The organism is Flavobacterium endoglycinae, assembly GCF_017352115.1.
Lineage (GTDB): Bacteria > Bacteroidota > Bacteroidia > Flavobacteriales > Flavobacteriaceae > Flavobacterium > Flavobacterium endoglycinae.
Genome location: NZ_CP071448.1, coordinates 3,918,197 through 3,935,423, shown reverse-complemented (window position 1 = coordinate 3,935,423; position 17,227 = coordinate 3,918,197). Strand labels below are relative to the sequence as shown.

General features: G+C 31.9%; 16 protein-coding genes. 5 read left to right on the top strand and 11 right to left on the bottom strand.

Annotation, left to right across the window (positions count from 1 at the left end; translation table 11 throughout):
- Nucleotides 1-80 precede the first annotated feature (80 nt).
- The 4 genes from J0383_RS17540 to J0383_RS17525 form a co-directional block, all read right to left on the bottom strand.
- The gene (locus J0383_RS17540; RefSeq protein ID WP_207295272.1) at nucleotides 81-1,409 is read right to left on the bottom strand and encodes an SWIM zinc finger family protein; all 1,329 of its coding nucleotides are present in this window, start codon (nucleotides 1,407-1,409) and stop codon (nucleotides 81-83) included.
- Between the two features lie 5 nt (nucleotides 1,410-1,414).
- On the bottom strand, nucleotides 1,415-4,504 hold the full coding sequence (locus J0383_RS17535; protein WP_207295271.1) for a DUF6493 family protein: 3,090 nt from the start codon (nucleotides 4,502-4,504) through the stop codon (nucleotides 1,415-1,417).
- A 215-nt stretch (nucleotides 4,505-4,719) separates the two neighbouring features.
- On the bottom strand, nucleotides 4,720-5,970 hold the full coding sequence (locus J0383_RS17530; protein WP_207295270.1) for a hypothetical protein: 1,251 nt from the start codon (nucleotides 5,968-5,970) through the stop codon (nucleotides 4,720-4,722).
- Nucleotides 5,971-6,147: 177 nt separating this feature from the next.
- The gene (locus tag J0383_RS17525) at nucleotides 6,148-6,768 is read right to left on the bottom strand and encodes a hypothetical protein (RefSeq protein WP_207295269.1); all 621 of its coding nucleotides are present in this window, start codon (nucleotides 6,766-6,768) and stop codon (nucleotides 6,148-6,150) included.
- Between the two features lie 209 nt (nucleotides 6,769-6,977).
- Here J0383_RS17525 and J0383_RS17520 point away from each other — a divergent pair, with 209 nt between their 5' ends.
- Genes J0383_RS17520 through J0383_RS17505 form a run of 4 tightly spaced genes read left to right on the top strand, consistent with a single transcriptional unit; the run spans nucleotide 6,978 to nucleotide 9,763 of the window.
- Complete coding sequence (locus J0383_RS17520) at nucleotides 6,978-7,607, top strand: response regulator transcription factor (RefSeq protein WP_207295268.1); 630 nt, start codon at nucleotides 6,978-6,980, stop codon at nucleotides 7,605-7,607.
- A 6-nt stretch (nucleotides 7,608-7,613) separates the two neighbouring features.
- The gene (locus J0383_RS17515) at nucleotides 7,614-8,321 is read left to right on the top strand and encodes a hypothetical protein (protein WP_207295267.1); all 708 of its coding nucleotides are present in this window, start codon (nucleotides 7,614-7,616) and stop codon (nucleotides 8,319-8,321) included.
- 3 nt (nucleotides 8,322-8,324) lie between these two features.
- A complete protein-coding gene (locus tag J0383_RS17510) occupies nucleotides 8,325-8,972 on the top strand; it encodes a hypothetical protein (protein ID WP_207295266.1) in 648 nt (215 codons plus the stop codon).
- Nucleotides 8,969-9,763 carry a sensor histidine kinase gene (locus tag J0383_RS17505; protein ID WP_207295265.1) on the top strand — a complete coding sequence of 265 codons (795 nt, stop codon included), beginning with the start codon at nucleotides 8,969-8,971 and terminating at the stop codon, nucleotides 9,761-9,763. The genes J0383_RS17510 and J0383_RS17505 overlap by 4 nt, the downstream gene beginning before the upstream one ends.
- A 1-nt stretch (nucleotide 9,764) precedes the next feature.
- Here J0383_RS17505 and J0383_RS17500 read toward each other — a convergent pair whose 3' ends face one another.
- On the bottom strand, nucleotides 9,765-10,829 hold the full coding sequence (locus J0383_RS17500) for a nucleotidyltransferase domain-containing protein (RefSeq protein ID WP_207295264.1): 1,065 nt from the start codon (nucleotides 10,827-10,829) through the stop codon (nucleotides 9,765-9,767).
- Between the two features lie 207 nt (nucleotides 10,830-11,036).
- Between J0383_RS17500 and J0383_RS17495 the strand changes: the two genes are divergently transcribed.
- Entirely contained in the window at nucleotides 11,037-11,435 is a 399-nt protein-coding gene (locus J0383_RS17495) for a helix-turn-helix domain-containing protein (protein ID WP_207295263.1), read from the top strand.
- Between the two features lie 80 nt (nucleotides 11,436-11,515).
- Here J0383_RS17495 and J0383_RS17490 read toward each other — a convergent pair whose 3' ends face one another.
- The 6 genes from J0383_RS17490 to J0383_RS17465 form a co-directional block, all read right to left on the bottom strand.
- Nucleotides 11,516-13,399, bottom strand: coding sequence for an AAA family ATPase (locus J0383_RS17490; RefSeq protein WP_207295262.1), 1,884 nt, complete (start codon nucleotides 13,397-13,399; stop codon nucleotides 11,516-11,518).
- 4 nt (nucleotides 13,400-13,403) lie between these two features.
- Entirely contained in the window at nucleotides 13,404-14,153 is a 750-nt protein-coding gene (locus J0383_RS17485) for a nucleotidyltransferase domain-containing protein (protein WP_207295261.1), read from the bottom strand.
- 113 nt (nucleotides 14,154-14,266) lie between these two features.
- On the bottom strand, nucleotides 14,267-14,953 hold the full coding sequence (locus J0383_RS17480) for a hypothetical protein (RefSeq protein WP_207295260.1): 687 nt from the start codon (nucleotides 14,951-14,953) through the stop codon (nucleotides 14,267-14,269).
- 83 nt (nucleotides 14,954-15,036) lie between these two features.
- Nucleotides 15,037-15,750 carry a DUF434 domain-containing protein gene (locus tag J0383_RS17475; RefSeq protein ID WP_207295259.1) on the bottom strand — a complete coding sequence of 238 codons (714 nt, stop codon included), beginning with the start codon at nucleotides 15,748-15,750 and terminating at the stop codon, nucleotides 15,037-15,039.
- 91 nt (nucleotides 15,751-15,841) lie between these two features.
- Nucleotides 15,842-16,639 (bottom strand): TatD family hydrolase, encoded by a 798-nt coding sequence (locus J0383_RS17470; RefSeq protein ID WP_207295258.1) that lies wholly within the window; start codon nucleotides 16,637-16,639, stop codon nucleotides 15,842-15,844.
- 144 nt (nucleotides 16,640-16,783) lie between these two features.
- A complete protein-coding gene (locus J0383_RS17465) occupies nucleotides 16,784-17,110 on the bottom strand; it encodes a S24 family peptidase (RefSeq protein WP_207295257.1) in 327 nt (108 codons plus the stop codon).
- Between the last annotated feature and the right edge of the window lie 117 nt (nucleotides 17,111-17,227).

Sequence of the window (17,227 nt, the reverse complement as noted above, 5' to 3'; positions counted from 1 at the left end):
TTTCGGGTGCAAATGTAGTTTTTTATATCTTAAATTAACAAATTTTTATGAAAATTTAAAAAATGAACCTACTTCGATTTTTATGAAATAGTCATTTTTACAGCCAAAATATGTTTGCAGATTCCTCGTTTTCCTTGATAAGCCGTAAACCAATCGCAAGTACATTTTTGAGAATTGTTGTCGATAATCACTTTATGTACAACGCCAGATCCTTTTACTTTGGCTTCGATATAATCAGCTCTTCGTTCAGTAATTTCTACTTCTTCGTTGTCGATTAGTTTTTTGGCATTTTTTAGTCTTGGATTTAAAGAAAGTATTCTTTCGGTTTTAAACGGAAGACGTCTGTAAAAATGAGCTTTTTCACTTAAATCATAACCTAATAATCCCATTGAAGATAAATTAGAAGTCAAATTATCCATGGTTCCAAAATCAATATCATTTTCGATAGAAAGCATTGTTGGATCAAACATTTCATTGGACTTTAATAAACTGTTTAACCCATACACCCATTCCATTGGCAGATTTTCGGTCATGGTTTCCAATACATTTCCTTCTCCTGAAAATCCGCGGTAAGAATCTGGAGAAAACGCCATAAGCAATTGCATTTTTCCAAATTCGCATACAATCGAACACGTTTGTTTGTCTGATGATTCGTAAACGAAGATTTTATCGACTATCGAAAGAATTCCTTCTAACAATCGCAATCTTTGTACACCTCCAATTCTAACACTGTCGGCTGTGGACAAAGTCGAAAACATAAATTTTCCAGCTCTTTTGGTTATAAAGAAATCGCCTTTAACACTTCCTTTCGGCAGACTTTGAAATAGCTGAATGGTTTGAATTTTATTTATCTCAAATTTCAAATCCATATCGGCAAGATACAGTTGAACGCTAGTTAGACCTTTTATCCAACGCATTGGTAACGTCACTTTTTTCTCTACTACTTTTGCTTTGCTCGTAATTACTTGAACGTCCTGCTGACCAACAGCTAAGGTTACTTTTTCATTTTTTTGAATGGCATTCAGTGCGTTCAACATTGGATCATTGAAATCGACATTGGTTGTTCCGCTGGCAATAAATTCACCGTCGATTGCTTCAGGTTTCATGTCGAGTCTTACATACACTCCGTTACAAGATGAAAATCCTTCAAAACGCAATTTTTCTGATCCTGCAGAAACAATTGGATCACGAAGACTTGGTGGAACTGGGCCAAAACTCGAACGAACTACTTTGGCAATTGTACTCCAACATTTTGCAGTAACATACGGATCGGTCAGACTTCCCCAGAAAAAACACGGAATATTATTTACTTCCTCAATTTCGGTTTGATGTGCCAAAACAAGATTATTGATTCCTTTCGTTTTACTGTAAGTCGAAATTCCTTTATAGTTATATTCTAAATCTGTCATTTTCTTTATTTTAAAATTTGCTTAATTAATGATTTAAGCGAAGCATTATCTTTCCATTGCTCAAAAAAGGCAGTTGCTTTTTCTGATGGTTTCTGATTCGTTTTAATTAAAACATCGACGTAGTTTTCTACCATTTTCTTAAAATTAGTCGGTAGTTTTTCTAGTACCACTAAGTTCGCAAAAAAGGTATTAAAAAACTGAAGTAAAGCGCTATTATGTAAAGGCGAAATATCTTTTAAAGCAATTATTCCGTCAGTTAATCTTGAGAAAGCACCGTATTTTTCAGAAGCCAAAAATGCTGTTTTCAGAGCAAATTTCTCAATATCTAAAGTTTGCTTTTCTATAAGATTTATTAATGTTTCAGAAGCCAATAAACGTAAATCTTTTTTCTCTTGGAAGAAGCACGCTGCAAATAAAGTCAAAGCATTTTCAGAAAATCTAAATTCTGGTCTATTCATGACATCTAGAAAACCTCGTAATTCTGGTTTTGAGCCATCTGGAATTCTGCAATTATTCAATAAAGTGAGTGCTAAAGCATCTGAGTTTTGTGGTGTCAAACTATACCAATAATAGGTATTTCCAGCATAATTTAAATTATGATCCCAGCTATTCGATCTGGTGTATATGTCTTGGCTATAAATTAGATAATTTGGAATTTTCGTATAGTTTGGCATATCAAAACGAAGTTCATACCAAGATGGCGATCTTTCTTTTTCTTTGGTTTGATAATTTCTCCATTCATTCCATTGTTCTTTAAATTTGATCTCTGGCGTATATGGCGAAACTACAAACGCAACATCTTTTAAATACGTGTTTTCGAATTCAGAGAATGTGTTATCTGGATAAAAAGTTCTTGCAGCAACCGCCCATAAAGATAGGTTTCCGGTTTCTTTGGTTGTTTTACCTAATGTTGCCAACAATTTAGAAACTAATGAAATAGAATCAATCGTTAGTTTGTCTTCAACTCCTAAAACAAATGACAATAATGGTTTTAATTCGCCTTCAACCTGATCTAATAACAGAATCGCTTCTTCGGTATTTTCTCTTGGCATTCTGGCAATCGCAATAGCTAAATCTAGAGAATCAATTTCTTCATTTACTTTTTGATAGGCTATTACTCTTTCGATCAAAACTTTCGGCGCAACCCAATACGGTTTATGGCTTGGAAAAGAAAGCATTGGCAGTTTCGAATTGGATTCAATTTTCTGCTGTACTTTTTCTAATAAAGGTTTGATTAGAAGATTGGTATTTATTTTTGAATAATGTTTGAAGCGACTATCAAATCCTCCGTTACTATTTACTATTTTTTGAGATAAAAATGATTTCATCACATTTTTATGATCACTTTCAAAATAGTGTTTTTGAAGCTGTTTTTCATACGGCTGTAATTGTGTACTATAATCGACAGGGAATAAATCTCTCTGCTGAATATAGGTATTCATTAAGATTTCAGTATCTAAAGCTTCATCTGAACTAATAAAATTTCCATACTGAAACAAAATCTCGTTCCAGTCTTTTGGCAACTGAACTTCTTCTGTCAATAACAATTCTTTTTTAGGTGCGAATTGGTATTCTTCAAAACCAGAATCATCAACAGCCAATGAATCTTCATCCATAAACTGACTTAAACCCGATTTGATATTTCCCTGCATTAATGAGGCATACGAAGATAGTTTCTCTTTCAAAACTTTATCTTTCGCAGAACCTAATTTTACAAGGATTTTGCTGGCGCGCTCCTGCAATGTTAAATCGGCAATTACGAAAATATCAGCCATGATTGAAGCAATCTGATTATTCAATTTTGGGTTTGACTTGCTTATTTTTTCTAAAATCGGCAAGACACTTTTGATTCCTGCTTTGCAGTCGCTTCGCATCATCATCGGCTCCAGCCATTCTAAAAATGATTTGGTTTTAAATTTCGGATGTGTATAAATTTTCTTCACCAATTCAATTCCGTAACTCGTAACTGGTGGATAAGCATTATGTAAAAGCGAAAATATATTTTCCTGATACACAACTAACTCGTCTTCTGTAGCATTAAATTCTTCGATTCTTTTTCTAAAAAACGATTTAATGTTATTATTCCATTCTTTGGTTTGAATCTGAATCGCATTTTCAAAAAAGAAAGCACGACCCATTTTTTTCTGATCTACCAATTCTTTATAAATAATAGCCCAAGTAGTAAATACTTCATTTCTATTAGTATCCTCAGTAAAAGACATATTATGAAGTACTGTTTCATAATTAAATAACTCAGGAATATCTCTCTGCAATGTTATTTTATCTTCTAATACTTTTTGGATAAAAACTCTCGTCTTAATTTTAGTACGCCATTCATTTATAGAAGCCAAACAAACAGCATACAATTCAGGATTGAATTGTATTAAACCTTGTTCTTCAAATAAACGCAAAATGTGATAGTTAAAGCTTTGCCAGTCGTCTCTTTTTACTTTTTCGAGAATAAAAGTTTCCAGCCAGTTTGGTTTTGCCCACAATAAAGTTTCTAAAATCAAAGGTTTCTGATTGGCTTCGTCCAGTAATTGAAGTGCTTCATCCCACGAATTTATATCCGTTTTATCAAATAAAGCTATCGCACTTAGAGTAATGATTTCTTTTTGTTTTTGGTCGCCTCTTGTTCCCCATCCGTAATCATGTTTGTCTTTTTTTACATAACCTGGATCTTTACTCAAATCTGTATACGTCATCCAATAACGTTTACATTTTTTGATGTGCTTTTTTAAAGCTTCAATATTTCCTTTTGATTTTTCTTTTAGGAAAGGAAGCAACAAATCAATATTTTTTGATTTTATAATAGCGTCATATTCTTCAATAACCTCATCAGAATTTTTACTTTTAGCCGATTTTGGAATCGAAGCCATATTTACTTCTCCAGATTCAGAATATCCTTTTTTAACTTTTTCGGCCAGTATTTTTTCTGCCATTTTCAAACATTCCTCGTCAGAAGCAAAGCTTTTGGTCTGCGTTGTTCCTGATGTTCCGTTTTTTCCATAAGTTACCGTATAATTTGATCCTGTAACTTCGATTTCCCAGAATTTATCTGAATTTCCTTCGATGTATTTGAGACTTTTTTTCATTATATATCGTATAAACATTTCCAACTTGCAAAATAATAAATCCTAAACAGTAAGAACAGGAAAATTATGTCTTTATCGTATTAAATTAGGACAAAAATAAAGTTTACATAAAAATACGATCTGTCTAAAAAGTGAAACCCCGCAAATTGGTATTTGCAGGGTTTTGATTTTTATTGGTAGAGATTTCTTTTTAACAAAACATAAAATCTCTATATCTAGTTTTGTTCGATTCCTTTATCGAGGCTTATTTTTTTAACTTTTGATAAATTATAAGTTATTCCGAAGAAATGACCGAATTTGAATTGGCTTTGTGTTGGTACATCTCCAGAACTGCCTAAATTATACGAGCCTCCAACGTTATACGAATCTGCAATTCTGGTTACTTTCCCCATAGTTAAACCTGCCGTGAAAATAATACGTTCTTGTTTTCCTAATATAACCCCGCCGCCTAACATAATTTGTATTTTTTCGTTTTGGGTAAATGCTGCTCCAAAATTAATGGTGGGAACAATCCAAGAATTCATTCTGATATAGGTATTAATGGTCGTTCCGATAGCTAAATCATAATTTCCTTTATTTTTTAAGGTTATGATTTTGTTTCCCGGTATTGCAGTATCATCATATTTATCAAATTCATCATCAAATAGTGACGTAACAAATAATCCAGCACTCACATCTATTTTTAAACCATTTTTTATCCAAACGTTATAAGGATTCGGGGCAAATTTGGTATCTTCTTCGTTTGTCTTTTTATCAAACCTACGTATTTTAAATTCTAATACATCAATATTTTTTCCTTGTAAATCAATTGGCAAAGTATACGCATTTGAATTTACTGTATCAAAATATTGAATTACTTCCCTAATACTATTTTCAGCCTTTCCTTTAGTTTCATTTATTTTTTTTTCAACTTGTGCATATTTTCTATCATATTTAAATTGATTTAACTGGCTCAATAATTTATTATTAAGACCATAATTTTCTTTTGCAGATTCTAATAATGAATCTTTCTTTTCTACATAAACACCACTATCTAACATTTCCTGTTTATTAAAATCTAGTAATTTACTATCCAAAGAACTTATCACTACACTTAAACTGTCACTTTCTTTAAAAATATCCTCAATTGTTCTCGGCATTTTATTATTACTATACATACCTCTTTCGGCATCAGCAATAGCTCCTTTAAATTTATTTCCATCAGTATCATTAAATAGAGATATACTTTTGGTGTCAATTTTATAAGTATATTTAGAGGAATCTCCATTTATTAATCTAATGGAGACCATGTCTTTCGATTTTACAGAAAGCCATCTGGTCTTTACTAAATCACATACGGCATCTTTACAAACTCGAATACTGTGTTTATGAGGTGTTCCCAAATCAACTTCAATAATTTTGGTATTTACTTGGCTGTAGCCTATAAATCCAAAAAATAAAAAATAAAAAAATAAGGTTGTTTTCATGATTTCTAATGTTTTTAGTTAACATTTCAAATGTATCTTAACAACTATATATCAATCAATTACCCTTTCGGGTGATATTTTTCAAGTATATTAAATGTCTCAAAAACAGAAATTTTACAAAAAATGCACAAAATCATTTTTAGACTTTGTACATTTTTGTTTTTATTACAGATAATTTTATTCTTCTAAAAATGGTGGTATTTCTGTAGGGATTCCTAAATCATTCAATTCCTTTCTTGCTTGATTTAATTCGTTTATTATAGTATTTTTAATAAAATCTTCATTATACACGGCTTGGATATCAACAAATGTTTCATTTCTCCTATGTCCTCCTGTTTTCCATTTTATTGATGTTGGTCTAGTTCCATTTGGAAGCCAATACGGCCCTCTTTTCCAATCTCCGTTCATTGTTCTTTTTAAAGTACCTGTTAATAAATAAAATCCAGGCTGAACTGTTAGTGTTCTATAACTGCTGCTTCCTCCCCTATTCCAATCTGTTTTATAGTAATAACATATCGTCTTTCTATATTCTTCTCTTCGAACTTTCATAAAAGCTTGGAAAGTTTTAATTATCTCGTTTTGTAAATTTAAAGTTCTTTGTTCATAAGTATTTCCTGCATTTGGGTCAGTGCTAAAAATATAATATTGATGAGCTGTTCTCACCTGACTCGTTATTTTACCTTTCATACTGGCATCAAAAGGTGTTACTGAATTTTCACATTTCGTAGGTTTGTCCTGCGCTTTTAGCAGATAAATACTCATTAGAAAAACAAGTACTGTTGTCATTAGTTTTTTCATATTTTTTTATGTTTTTTAGTTAACGTTTCAAATGTATTCTGAGAACAGTATATCAATCAATTACCCTTTTGGGTGATATTTATTTTGTAAAATCCTATATCTTTTTTTTGTAAGTTTATCCACGTTAAGCTTAAACAGCAAAATCACCCAAAAGGGTAATTGCAGACAATTGTTCTATTCTTCAACTTTGTAATGAAAATGTTTAGACCATGAAAATAAAAGTTGCCATAGTAGAAGATGATAAGAATTACAATCTAGCGCTGAAAAATATCATTGACTTTCAAAAAGACATGGAATGCGCAGCTCAGTTTTTTAATGGGAAAAGCGCAATGCAGAAGTTGAAATCCATAGAACCAGACGTGGTTTTAATGGACATTCATCTTCAGGATTTATCAGGAATCGATATCGTTTCTGAATTAACTGAGGCTATGCCTGGAACTAGTTTTATAATGTGCACCAGTTTTGAAAATGACGAAAAAATATTTTCGGCTTTGAGGGCTGGTGCAAGCGGTTATCTTGTAAAAGGTGATCCTTTGGCTAAAATTATTCAGTCCATAACCGAAGCTTATAATGGAGGTGCCCCAATGAGTTTTTCCATTGCAAAGCGTGTTTTACAGCATTTTCAGGAATCAAAGGCACAAGTACAAAGTTTAGCCTTACTTACAGTAACTGAAAAAGAAGTCCTTGAATTGCTGGCACAAGGTCTGCTTTATAAAGAAATCGCCGATAAAAAAAATGTCACAATCGACACCGTAAAAAAACACATTGGCAATATTTACAGAAAACTGAAAGTAAGCAACAAAATTGAAGCAATTAATAAGTTTAACACCAAAAACTAAAAAATTATGAGTTCAGATGAATTACAAAAAGAAATTAATGGTAAAGCACTTTTACCAGATTTAATATCTCAAATCGAGGTTCTTGATATTATGAAAGAAGATCAAGTCATCTCCAGAATCGCTAATCTGAAAAGTTTAGAACTTGAAGATATGGAATATGATATATTTATTAATTCAAAAAGTTTTGTATATGAAATATTCGTTTTTTATGACTCTATGCCTATAGAAATAAAGAAGACATTAGAATATTTCAAGATCTATTTCATACAGGATGATGATAATCGCTTTTCAATCTGCTTTGCTCTATCTTCTGAAAAAACCGAAAAGTCTGTAACCAATGATTTCTTTTTTAAAATTAATGGTAGAGAAATAGAAAAAATGGATGTAAATGAATTTATAAAATATACTAAAAACTATCAAAACAAATTACTTCCAAGAATTAATTCTCAAACCATGATTAATGGTCTTCCAATGAGAAATACAGAAACAATTAGTTATAAACTTAAAGATCTTTATTTTTTTATTATTAAACATTTTTTAATCAGACAGAATTATAAATACACTGAATTATATTTTCAAATGATTCAATTTGAAAAAACTACTGAGGAACAAAATAATCGAAATAAATTGAGTTTAGTAGTTCGAGCGCAAGGTACTGACATCTTTATAGATAATAAAGGCGATGCTTACGACTTCGGAACCGTTTATCCATAAAAAATGGAGGTATTACAAATTCTGTACATCTGTTGTTTAGTAGCAGCAACAATTAAAGCAACAGTTTTGGGCTGGAGATATTCTCTCCAGTTCCAAAACTATTTGGCTGTTTATTTAATTGGTACACTTGGTCTAGAATTTTATGGTAGCATTAAAACTCTTTTAAAACAATTTAATTTTGCAGTGTTTTTCAATATTTATGCAGTGTTTTGTATTCTCTTCTTTGGAGTTTATTTTTCTAGAGTTTACATTAGAACTTTTAAACGAATTGGAATTTTCGCAACTTCGGGTCTTCTGCTTTATCTTTTATTTTTTGTTGAAATTCTAAGCAAACAATTTTTACCTCAGCTTGGGATATTGGTCGCTTTATTTTACATTTTTAATTCCATCTTATGGTTTTTTCAAAAATTGAAACTTCCTGTGGAAGGAAAAATTACAGATGATCCCAACTTTTGGATTTCGACTGCTTTACTTTTTTGGAGTACTTACATAATTTTTAGGTTTACACCAATGTATTTGTTTGAAAAAGAAGATCAGATTTTTCTAAACATTTTAAGAAAAATTGGTTCTGTAGTAAACTTTATCATGTACGCTTTATTTTATTTTTCTCTCTTAAAATACGAAGCTATAGCCAAAGAACGAAACAAATGAGAGAGCTTCCACATGAAATAAAACTCACGTATATAATTGCTATTATTGTGATGCTTCTTTTTGTATGTTTCATTGTTATGATAGTCTTTATCTACAACAAAAAACAACTCATTCAGCAGCAGGAAAACCAAATAAAAGAAAGCGAATTCCAAAATCAATTATTACAGAAAGAGTTAGAACGACAAAAAGCAATTCAGTTAGAAAGAGAACGCATTTCTCAGGATATGCACGATGATTTAGGCGCTGGGATTTCGGCTATAAAACTTCAGGCTGAGTTTTTAAAATATAAAATTCCGCAAGAAAGTTATTCCGAAGATCTGGAAGCTATTATCAATACTTCTGAAGATATGAATCTCGCTATGCGGGAAATTCTCTGGAGTTTGGATTCGCAAAATGATACTATTGACAACTTTATAGAATACAGCACTTTGTACATCAAGCGTTTTTTAAATAAAACGACAATCGATTTGCAATTCAATTCTAGTATTTTAGAAACCGAAACTAATTTATCGGTTAAAGCAAGACGAAATCTTTTTTTAGTGACTAAAGAAGCCGTACATAACGTTTTTAAACACAGCCAGGCGAATCATCTTTTTATTGAATTTCAACAAACCGAAACCTCTTTTACCATTAACATAATCGATGACGGAATTGGACTTTCTGAGAAAATTCAAAAAGGAAACGGACTCACTAATATGTCTGCCCGAATGGAAAACATAAACGGAACTTTTAAAATTATTCCCGTGCAAAAAGGCACACGTTTATTGTTTACCTATCCGTTCCAGTATTAATTTACTTCTGATTGTATAATTCTTCCCTAATTTGAATTAAAGTCCGAATTGCTTTTTCTTCATCTGGTTTTTCAGGCAAAGTTGATATCGAATAACAATTTTCGATTGAAGCAATTAATGCATCTGCCATTTCGAGTAAATCCTCGTATTCTTTGTTTCCGGCTTTTATGTCTAAAAGTTCTTCTCGGTTTGAAACTCTGATATTTAATTTTCCAGTTGAAAGAATCTGTTCTGCCGTTTGCAAAAGTCGAATGGTGTGCATCATGTTTTTGCTGTCGTAATTTTTTCCGTGCTGCTGATTCGTGTTGTAACGGTCTTCGTTGCGTTTTTCGATCCAGTTCCAGTATTCGGTGTATTCTTTGCAATATTTCGAATATCCGTCTTGATTGCAGGATAAATATCCAATTGGTTTTTCGGTTTTAGGAATCGACGACAGCGAAACTTCGTTAGAGTTTTCTTTCTGAATAATGCCTTTATAACCCAGCGATTTTTCCTGATCGTAAAACATTGCAAACATTCCTTTTGAATTGGGCAGATCAACCAAACCAATTTGTTCTTGTTGAAAATTATTCTCCTGCAGAAATTCTGAAACAGAAACCGTTTTATACCCTTCCAAAACATAACAAAAATCCAAAAGACTTTTCTTTTCCTTTGGCAGCGGATTTACGATTTTTTTGTTTAAACCTCTCGCCTTTTTAATCTGCGTTACGGCATAACCGGCAAAAGAATCTTTGCAGAGTTTCGACAGAAAATTTTCTAGTTTCAAATGATTCATTAACGGATGTTTGTACAAAATACAATCATCTGGCGAAGCCAAAATCTCTAGAATATTAGGATTATTTCTAAGCAGTAATTCTACAAAACGACCTATTTCGTAATACACCTCATCATTGGTTTCATTACTTATCTGCGGAATATAATCTAAACCAAAGAATTTTTCTTTTGGAAGATAATAAACGCCTTTTATATCAGTATCCGAAGTTGGTGTGTTTAGCCCAAAAGACCTGCTTCCCGAAATGGCTTCGAAAAGAATTAGGTTTTGGGATTTTAAATCTTGAATGGTCATTTTTAAATTATTATGTATTTTTAAATACTGTAAATATAGAAGATAAAAGTTTCGATAACCGAAGTTCTTTTCAAAAATAACTCTTAATAAAGTAAGAAAAAGAATATATTTACGGTTTGCAAAAAACAACAAAAACGGTTTTCTACCAAATCATCTTGTATTTTACGGATTGCTGTTTTTATTAAAAATTTTAAATACCTTTGAAGTATGAGTACAGCAACTAAACCCAAACATATCGGTAGAAATATCAGCCGAATTAGAGAGCTTCGCGGAATGAAACAAGGAGCACTCGCTGATGCCATTGGCACAAGCCAGCAGACTATTTCCGGAATTGAAACCAGCGAAACTGTTGATTTCGAAAAACTGGTACTAATTGCAAAAGCACTTGGCGTGACAGTAGAAGCGATTGAAAATTTTACTGAAGAATCTGTTTTTAATTTCTTCAATAACTTTTATGATAATAGTTCAAGTCAAGGAAATAGCTTTAATCAAGGTATGAATGCTACTTTTAATCCTCTTGATAAAGTTGTCGAACTTTACGAACGTTTGGTTCAAGCCGAAAAAGATAAAGTTGAATATTTAGAAAAGTTGATGAAAGGGAAATAACTGTTTTTTTCTTTTTTTATATAAAATGGAAATGCGCAAACTTTTTATAGATGTTTGCGCGTTTTTTGTTTATGATGACATTAATTTTTCTGTGTGATAAAATCATAAATTTCGGTTGTCAATGTTTCAATTTCTTTATTTTCAGATAAAACTTCCCATGAAAAATTTTGATTAAAAACTAACTCACTTAGTTCTCGTTTATTAATTATTGTTCCAAAAGAGCCGTCTGACTTTACTTCGTATGTAGATTGATTAAGTATGAAAGTTGAAGAAATTTTTCCCATTTTATTTCTTATTTCTTCTAAAAATTCTCCAACATATTTTTTTGCATAATCAGAATATTTGACTTCTGCTAATGCTTCTTCAATTTTCAAAAAAATGTCTTTTTCGTGTGACTTAACTAACTTCTTATTACAAAATTCAATTAAGATTGCTTTCCACATTTCATTAGTCAAAAGATTTTCTATCTCTCTCACATTCCAAATAATCTTAGGAATAAAATTATCATTTTCTGCATCTTGTAATCCTTTTAATCTAATTGCTTTACTAATATCTTCTTCAGAAGCATCAGAATCTGCTAAAAGAAAAATTCTATTACTAATTGCCAAAGAATTTATATCTTTCAAAATAACTTCAACATCATCCTTTTCTGCTTTGTCGTCAAAAATATAATGATCAATATTAGAACCTGCGTATTCAAAAAATGCAAAATCTATATCTTCTTTTGGATAAGATTTTTTAGTAGAATCGCAGTACGATTTTAAAAAGGCTTTAATATAATTCCTGTCTGATATTCCTTCAACCCAAATACTACAATTTGCCATAAAAACAGAAGAATTATTTACACCCAATTCCTTAAGCAATTTGTTATTTCCTCGGTTTACATTTTTAATACTAAATTGTTTTTCTACGTTTTTAGTTTTTTTTGGAGTAAATGAATAAATAGAAACATCATCTTTCTCTATAGTTAAATCTAAAAAATGATTAGAATGTGTAGTAATTATATAAGTTAGATTTTTCTTTTTTAAATCATCATTATTAGTTATTTGTTCTAGAAATAAACGCTGCATTCCAGGGTGAAGATTTAATTCTGGTTCATCAATAAATATCAAAGAATTATCCTCAGCCATAAAAATCTTATACATCAAAATAATGATTGCCTGTATGCCATCACCTAATCTAAATAAATCTCTATCTTTTTCTCCTTCAATGTGAACACAAATATTTTCTAGATTATTATTTCCTGCTAAACTTTCATCTTTATTAAACTCAGCAACAATATCGATTTTCTTATTATCAAAAAAGTATCTTCCAATAAAATTTTCAAACTTCTCAAAAGATTCTCTGATTTCTCTTTTTGAATTTCTACTATTAAGAATTTCTTTGTAAAGATGAATTCCTGTAAAAACATCCACTTTTTTCTTATCTAACTTATAGTAATTTGTAAGTGTTTCTAAAAAAATATCATTTTCTATTTTCTGATAAACTGAATTATTTAATTTAAATAATGAATGAGCTGTTCTCAATGTAGGAATATAGTAGCGTTTCACATTTTTAAATTCTTTAATTAAATTGGCATTGGCATTTATAAAATCATCGTATTTTTCCACAGGTAAATTATGTCTAATTCCATTTATCACATCAAGGTTATTTTTTACTTTATCAGCTACATCTTTTTCAAATTCTAATACATCTAATAAGTTATTAATATTACGTGGAATATATACCATTGCTTTTAAAAGAGCTGTATTATACTCTTCAAATTTATTGATATCTATTCCAACAATGTCAGAACACATAAAGGATCTCATGAACATACTTTTCCCACTATTATTAGCTCCTACGATAATATTTATTTTATTCGAATTTGGAAAATAAAGAAGTGATTTAGATTCATCATCTATAAAATAATTATTTAAATCATCTCCAACGCTTCTATCATTAAATATAATGCTGTATCCCATAGTTTTAATCTTTAACAATTCCCTTAAAAAACAAATCCAACTCCTCATTCAACTTTTTCCCGCTTCCTAACTTACTCGCATTTTCCTGATTAAATTTTACCGTTTCCAATAAAAAATCAGTTATTAAAGTTTCTTTTGGGTGCAGGTATTTTTCGTTTTGACAGGCTTTTATTTGTTGTAATTCCAGTATTTTTTCTTGTATGTTTTTCGGTGCAATTGGCAATAGTTCGGCAAAAGCTACGGGCGGAAAAGTATTGTTTTCTATAATCCATTTTCCGGCTAAAGCGGTGCGTAAGGCGTAGAAATAACTTTTTAGTTTTACTTCCTGCATTTCGCAGACTTCCATAAAGTTTTTTGTCGTTCCTAAATAATGGTGCAAAACTGCTATTGGCGAAAAACATTCTGTGGCTATCTCACGCATTTGTTTTGTAAATTCTTCATTCTCAAAATACACAACAGGCGAAAACAACCATTCCATCAAAGATGCACTAGATTTTGCTAATAACCTTACGGTTTTCCGTAAATCCCATCCAGAACCGTCAAGATCGTCTTCGGTCATGAATTCGATTACGTCATTTTTTTCCCAAAGCGATAAGTAATATTCAAGTTTGTGCTTGTATATAAAACGGATATCATAGTCGCTGTCTGGAGAAGCAAATCCCCAGGCACGGCTTCCAGATTCTGCGGCAAAGAGTATTTCTACGTCTTTTTCGAGTTCAATTTGTTTTAATTTTTCAAGTATTTTTTCTTTCATGATTGTTTTGTTTTTTGAATGCCACTAAGGCACGAAGTCGCTAAGTTTTTTTTTTTCGCGAAAAATAAACCTTTGCACCTTTGAACCTTTGTACCTTTGAACCTTTAGAAAAATTATTCTTCTAAAAAGTCTTCTAAAAATCCTATGAACTGTTTTCCGTCGGAAGTCCAGCGTAGTCCTTGTCCGTTTTCTACTCGAATTTCGTATACGAGATTGTGTTTGTAATGGTAGAAAATATTCCACCACGTTTTATGGCTGATGATGTACTGAATGAGGTTTTCTACCTTTTCTTTTTTCTGGATTGTATTTCCTTTTATTTCTCCGAAAATACTGTTTTTATTTCTTCCCACGTGTTTTTCCCAAGCTCTCACTGCTATCGAAATTTCTTTATTATAAGGCTGAAAACAACTTTCTAAAAGAATTTCTTTTGCAGGCGGAATTCCGTTTTCATCACGCACACTCGCTGGTGTTAAACGCTGTCCTAAAATAAGTAAAATACTTTCGAAAGGTGTTTTTTCGAATGCTTGAATTAAACTGGTTTGAAACTCATTTGATTCATTTTCAAAATTTTCCAGCGCAGTTTTAAAATAAAAAACAGCATCTTGCAATGAAACGATAATTTCTTCTTTGAAATAAGGCAATCTCGAAATTTCTGTTTTCTGATTATAAAATAAAATCAGATTTTCCGAAAAAAGACACAGATTTTCGTCTGTTAAAAATCTAGCATACCTTTCTTTCCAGCTTTTATTCAAAAGAGGGATTACTGCTTTTATTTCATTAAAAAGAAGATTTGAATTCATTTTTTGTGTTAATCAAATGTCCCGATGGGACATAATACCTTACCTATATTTTTTACCAACGAAATGTCCCCATGGGACATATTCTACAAATCTATTACCGTTTCTTTTGCATCTATTTGTGCCAAAACATATTTCATTAAATTGAAATTAGCAGAAGCGTTATCCAGAATCCAAGCATCAGAAGTTATGGCAATATAATCACTTTCGGCAATTACCTTATCGGGATTGTTTACTAATTGTACTTCCCAATTTAAGTTATTGTCTAGAGCGATTTCTTCTATCATTTGTTTTAACTTTCCGCTGTTTGAAACGGGTTTATCAAATAACCAGACTGCTTTTTTAATTTTTTCCTTTCTAAAAAAGTCGGTTATAATTTCAATTGCCTGCGAAGTCTGATTTACTTTTTTATACGTTCCGTAAACACTCGACAAATCGCGGATAAAACCATCTTGTCCTTTAAAAACATAAGCATTCGACAACGTACTTTCGAGTAAAATCAAAACATTAAATCCGTCGACACAAATCTCTTTTCCTTCCAAATCCTGGCTTTGGATTTCTTTTGATTTTCGGTTTTCGATTTGCTGCTCAGAAGCGCTCATGCCACGAACCGCTTGCTGCTGACGTGCATTTAAGCGATAACGGTTTCCAACTAAGGTTAAAGTCGATTTTTCGCCATAACCTCTGCTCAAAAAATAATGCATATCGGTTACGGCTTCTTTCAGTTTGAACTGCATTTTTGCCGTTCCGAATAAAGCGTCGTCGCTGGCTTCTTTTCCTCGGTTTTTAAGATTGGTCATGATCTTGCAAATGTATAATATGTCACCCCGATGGGGCTCTATCGACATAATCTTATAATTTCTATAAATATTTCATCCCCATGGGATTCTTTTAAATCCCAAAAAAGCTTTTGGCATTTTTAGTTGTTTCTGTCGCTACTTTATCCAAAGCAATTCCTTTAAACTGCGCAATTGTTCCTGCTACATAAGGCAGAAAAGACGGTTCGCATCGTCGTTCGTGGTATTTTTTTAAAAGGCTGTTCGGAACGTTTTTAGGAAGCATAAATGGCGCATCGGTTTCAATCATCATTCGGTCGAGCGGTACGTACTGAATGACTTCTTTTAAATGGCTGAAACGTTTGGTATCTGAAATCGCTCCCGTAAAACCCAGATAAAATCCGTTATCAAGATAGGTTTTGGCTTCTTGCAGACTTCCTGTGAAACAATGTACAACGCCTTTTGGCAGTTTCGGCAGATACTCTTTTGTGATGTTCATAAAAGAACTAAAAGCGGCTCTTTCGTGTAAAAACAAAGGTTTCTGAACTTCGATCGCCAATTCTAACTGGGCTTTGTAACATTCTTCTTGTTTGTTTCTAGGGGAAAAATCACGATCGAAATCGAGTCCACATTCTCCAACGGAAATTACGTGTTTTTGTTGTAATAGATTTTTTAATTTCGAAATGCTCTGTGCATCAAAACTCTTCGCATCATGCGGGTGAATTCCTGCCGTCGCATACAGCACGCCTGGGTATTGTCGCGCAATTTTAGCTGATTCTTCACTATTTCGTACACTTGTACCAGTTAATATCATTTGCGATACGTCGGCATCGATAGCGTCTTGTACAACATCGTCTATGTCGTTTTGGAACTGTTTGTTGGTTAGGTTGATTCCTATGTCTATATATGTCATTTTTTTTAAAGTTACAAAGGCTCAAAGGGACAGAGTGACAAAGGTTTCTTCTCTTTGAGTCTTTAATTTTTTCTTATTTAAATTTTACAGAAGTTTCAAAAGTCTTTCCTCTTGCTTCTTGCTTCTATCCCACTCTCTCATTCTCTATTCTCTCTTCCCGTAAATAATCTGGTTTTTAAATTCTGCTTCGATCACTTTTCCGTAGATAATTTTGGTCCAGCCATTTTCGAATCCGTGGTGATTGGCGATTAGGAAACCTTTGCTTTTATCGGTTTTTATAATTTTGTGGGCGTCAATATATCGGCCTTTTACTTTACAGAAGACGATATCGCCTATTTGATAATCGTCGCTTTTTTCGAAAGTCAGCAGACTTCCATTTTTTAGAATCGGGAGCATTGAATCTCCAAACGCTTTCATCTTTCCATTTCCGACTGTTTCTAATTCTGTTTTCAGTCGCTCATATTTGTTCATTTCTTTTTAAGTTGCTAAGGCTCAAAGAGGCAGAGGTTCAGAGGTTTTCTCCTCTTTGTGCTTTTTATTTATTATTTTTATTTTGCCATTAAGGTGCTACGTTTTTTGCCGTAGATT

Bases quoted from the DNA above. Each gene is read 5' to 3' on its own strand.
- J0383_RS17500 (WP_207295264.1), bottom strand. From the start codon at position 10,829: ATGACCATTCAAGATTTAAAATCCCAAAACCTAATTCTTTTCGAAGCC.
- J0383_RS17530 (WP_207295270.1), bottom strand. From the start codon at position 5,970: ATGAAAACAACCTTATTTTTTTATTTTTTATTTTTTGGATTTATAGGC.
- J0383_RS17470 (WP_207295258.1), bottom strand. From the start codon at position 16,639: ATGACATATATAGACATAGGAATCAACCTAACCAACAAACAGTTCCAA.
- J0383_RS17515 (WP_207295267.1), top strand. From the start codon at position 7,614: ATGAGTTCAGATGAATTACAAAAAGAAATTAATGGTAAAGCACTTTTA.
- J0383_RS17495 (WP_207295263.1), top strand. From the start codon at position 11,037: ATGAGTACAGCAACTAAACCCAAACATATCGGTAGAAATATCAGCCGA.
- J0383_RS17475 (WP_207295259.1), bottom strand. From the start codon at position 15,750: ATGACCAATCTTAAAAACCGAGGAAAAGAAGCCAGCGACGACGCTTTA.
- J0383_RS17510 (WP_207295266.1), top strand. From the start codon at position 8,325: ATGGAGGTATTACAAATTCTGTACATCTGTTGTTTAGTAGCAGCAACA.
- J0383_RS17505 (WP_207295265.1), top strand. From the start codon at position 8,969: ATGAGAGAGCTTCCACATGAAATAAAACTCACGTATATAATTGCTATT.
- J0383_RS17490 (WP_207295262.1), bottom strand. From the start codon at position 13,399: ATGGGATACAGCATTATATTTAATGATAGAAGCGTTGGAGATGATTTA.
- J0383_RS17540 (WP_207295272.1), bottom strand. From the start codon at position 1,409: ATGACAGATTTAGAATATAACTATAAAGGAATTTCGACTTACAGTAAA.
- J0383_RS17465 (WP_207295257.1), bottom strand. From the start codon at position 17,110: ATGAACAAATATGAGCGACTGAAAACAGAATTAGAAACAGTCGGAAAT.
- J0383_RS17480 (WP_207295260.1), bottom strand. From the start codon at position 14,953: ATGAATTCAAATCTTCTTTTTAATGAAATAAAAGCAGTAATCCCTCTT.
- J0383_RS17520 (WP_207295268.1), top strand. From the start codon at position 6,978: ATGAAAATAAAAGTTGCCATAGTAGAAGATGATAAGAATTACAATCTA.
- J0383_RS17535 (WP_207295271.1), bottom strand. From the start codon at position 4,504: ATGAAAAAAAGTCTCAAATACATCGAAGGAAATTCAGATAAATTCTGG.
- J0383_RS17525 (WP_207295269.1), bottom strand. From the start codon at position 6,768: ATGAAAAAACTAATGACAACAGTACTTGTTTTTCTAATGAGTATTTAT.
- J0383_RS17485 (WP_207295261.1), bottom strand. From the start codon at position 14,153: ATGAAAGAAAAAATACTTGAAAAATTAAAACAAATTGAACTCGAAAAA.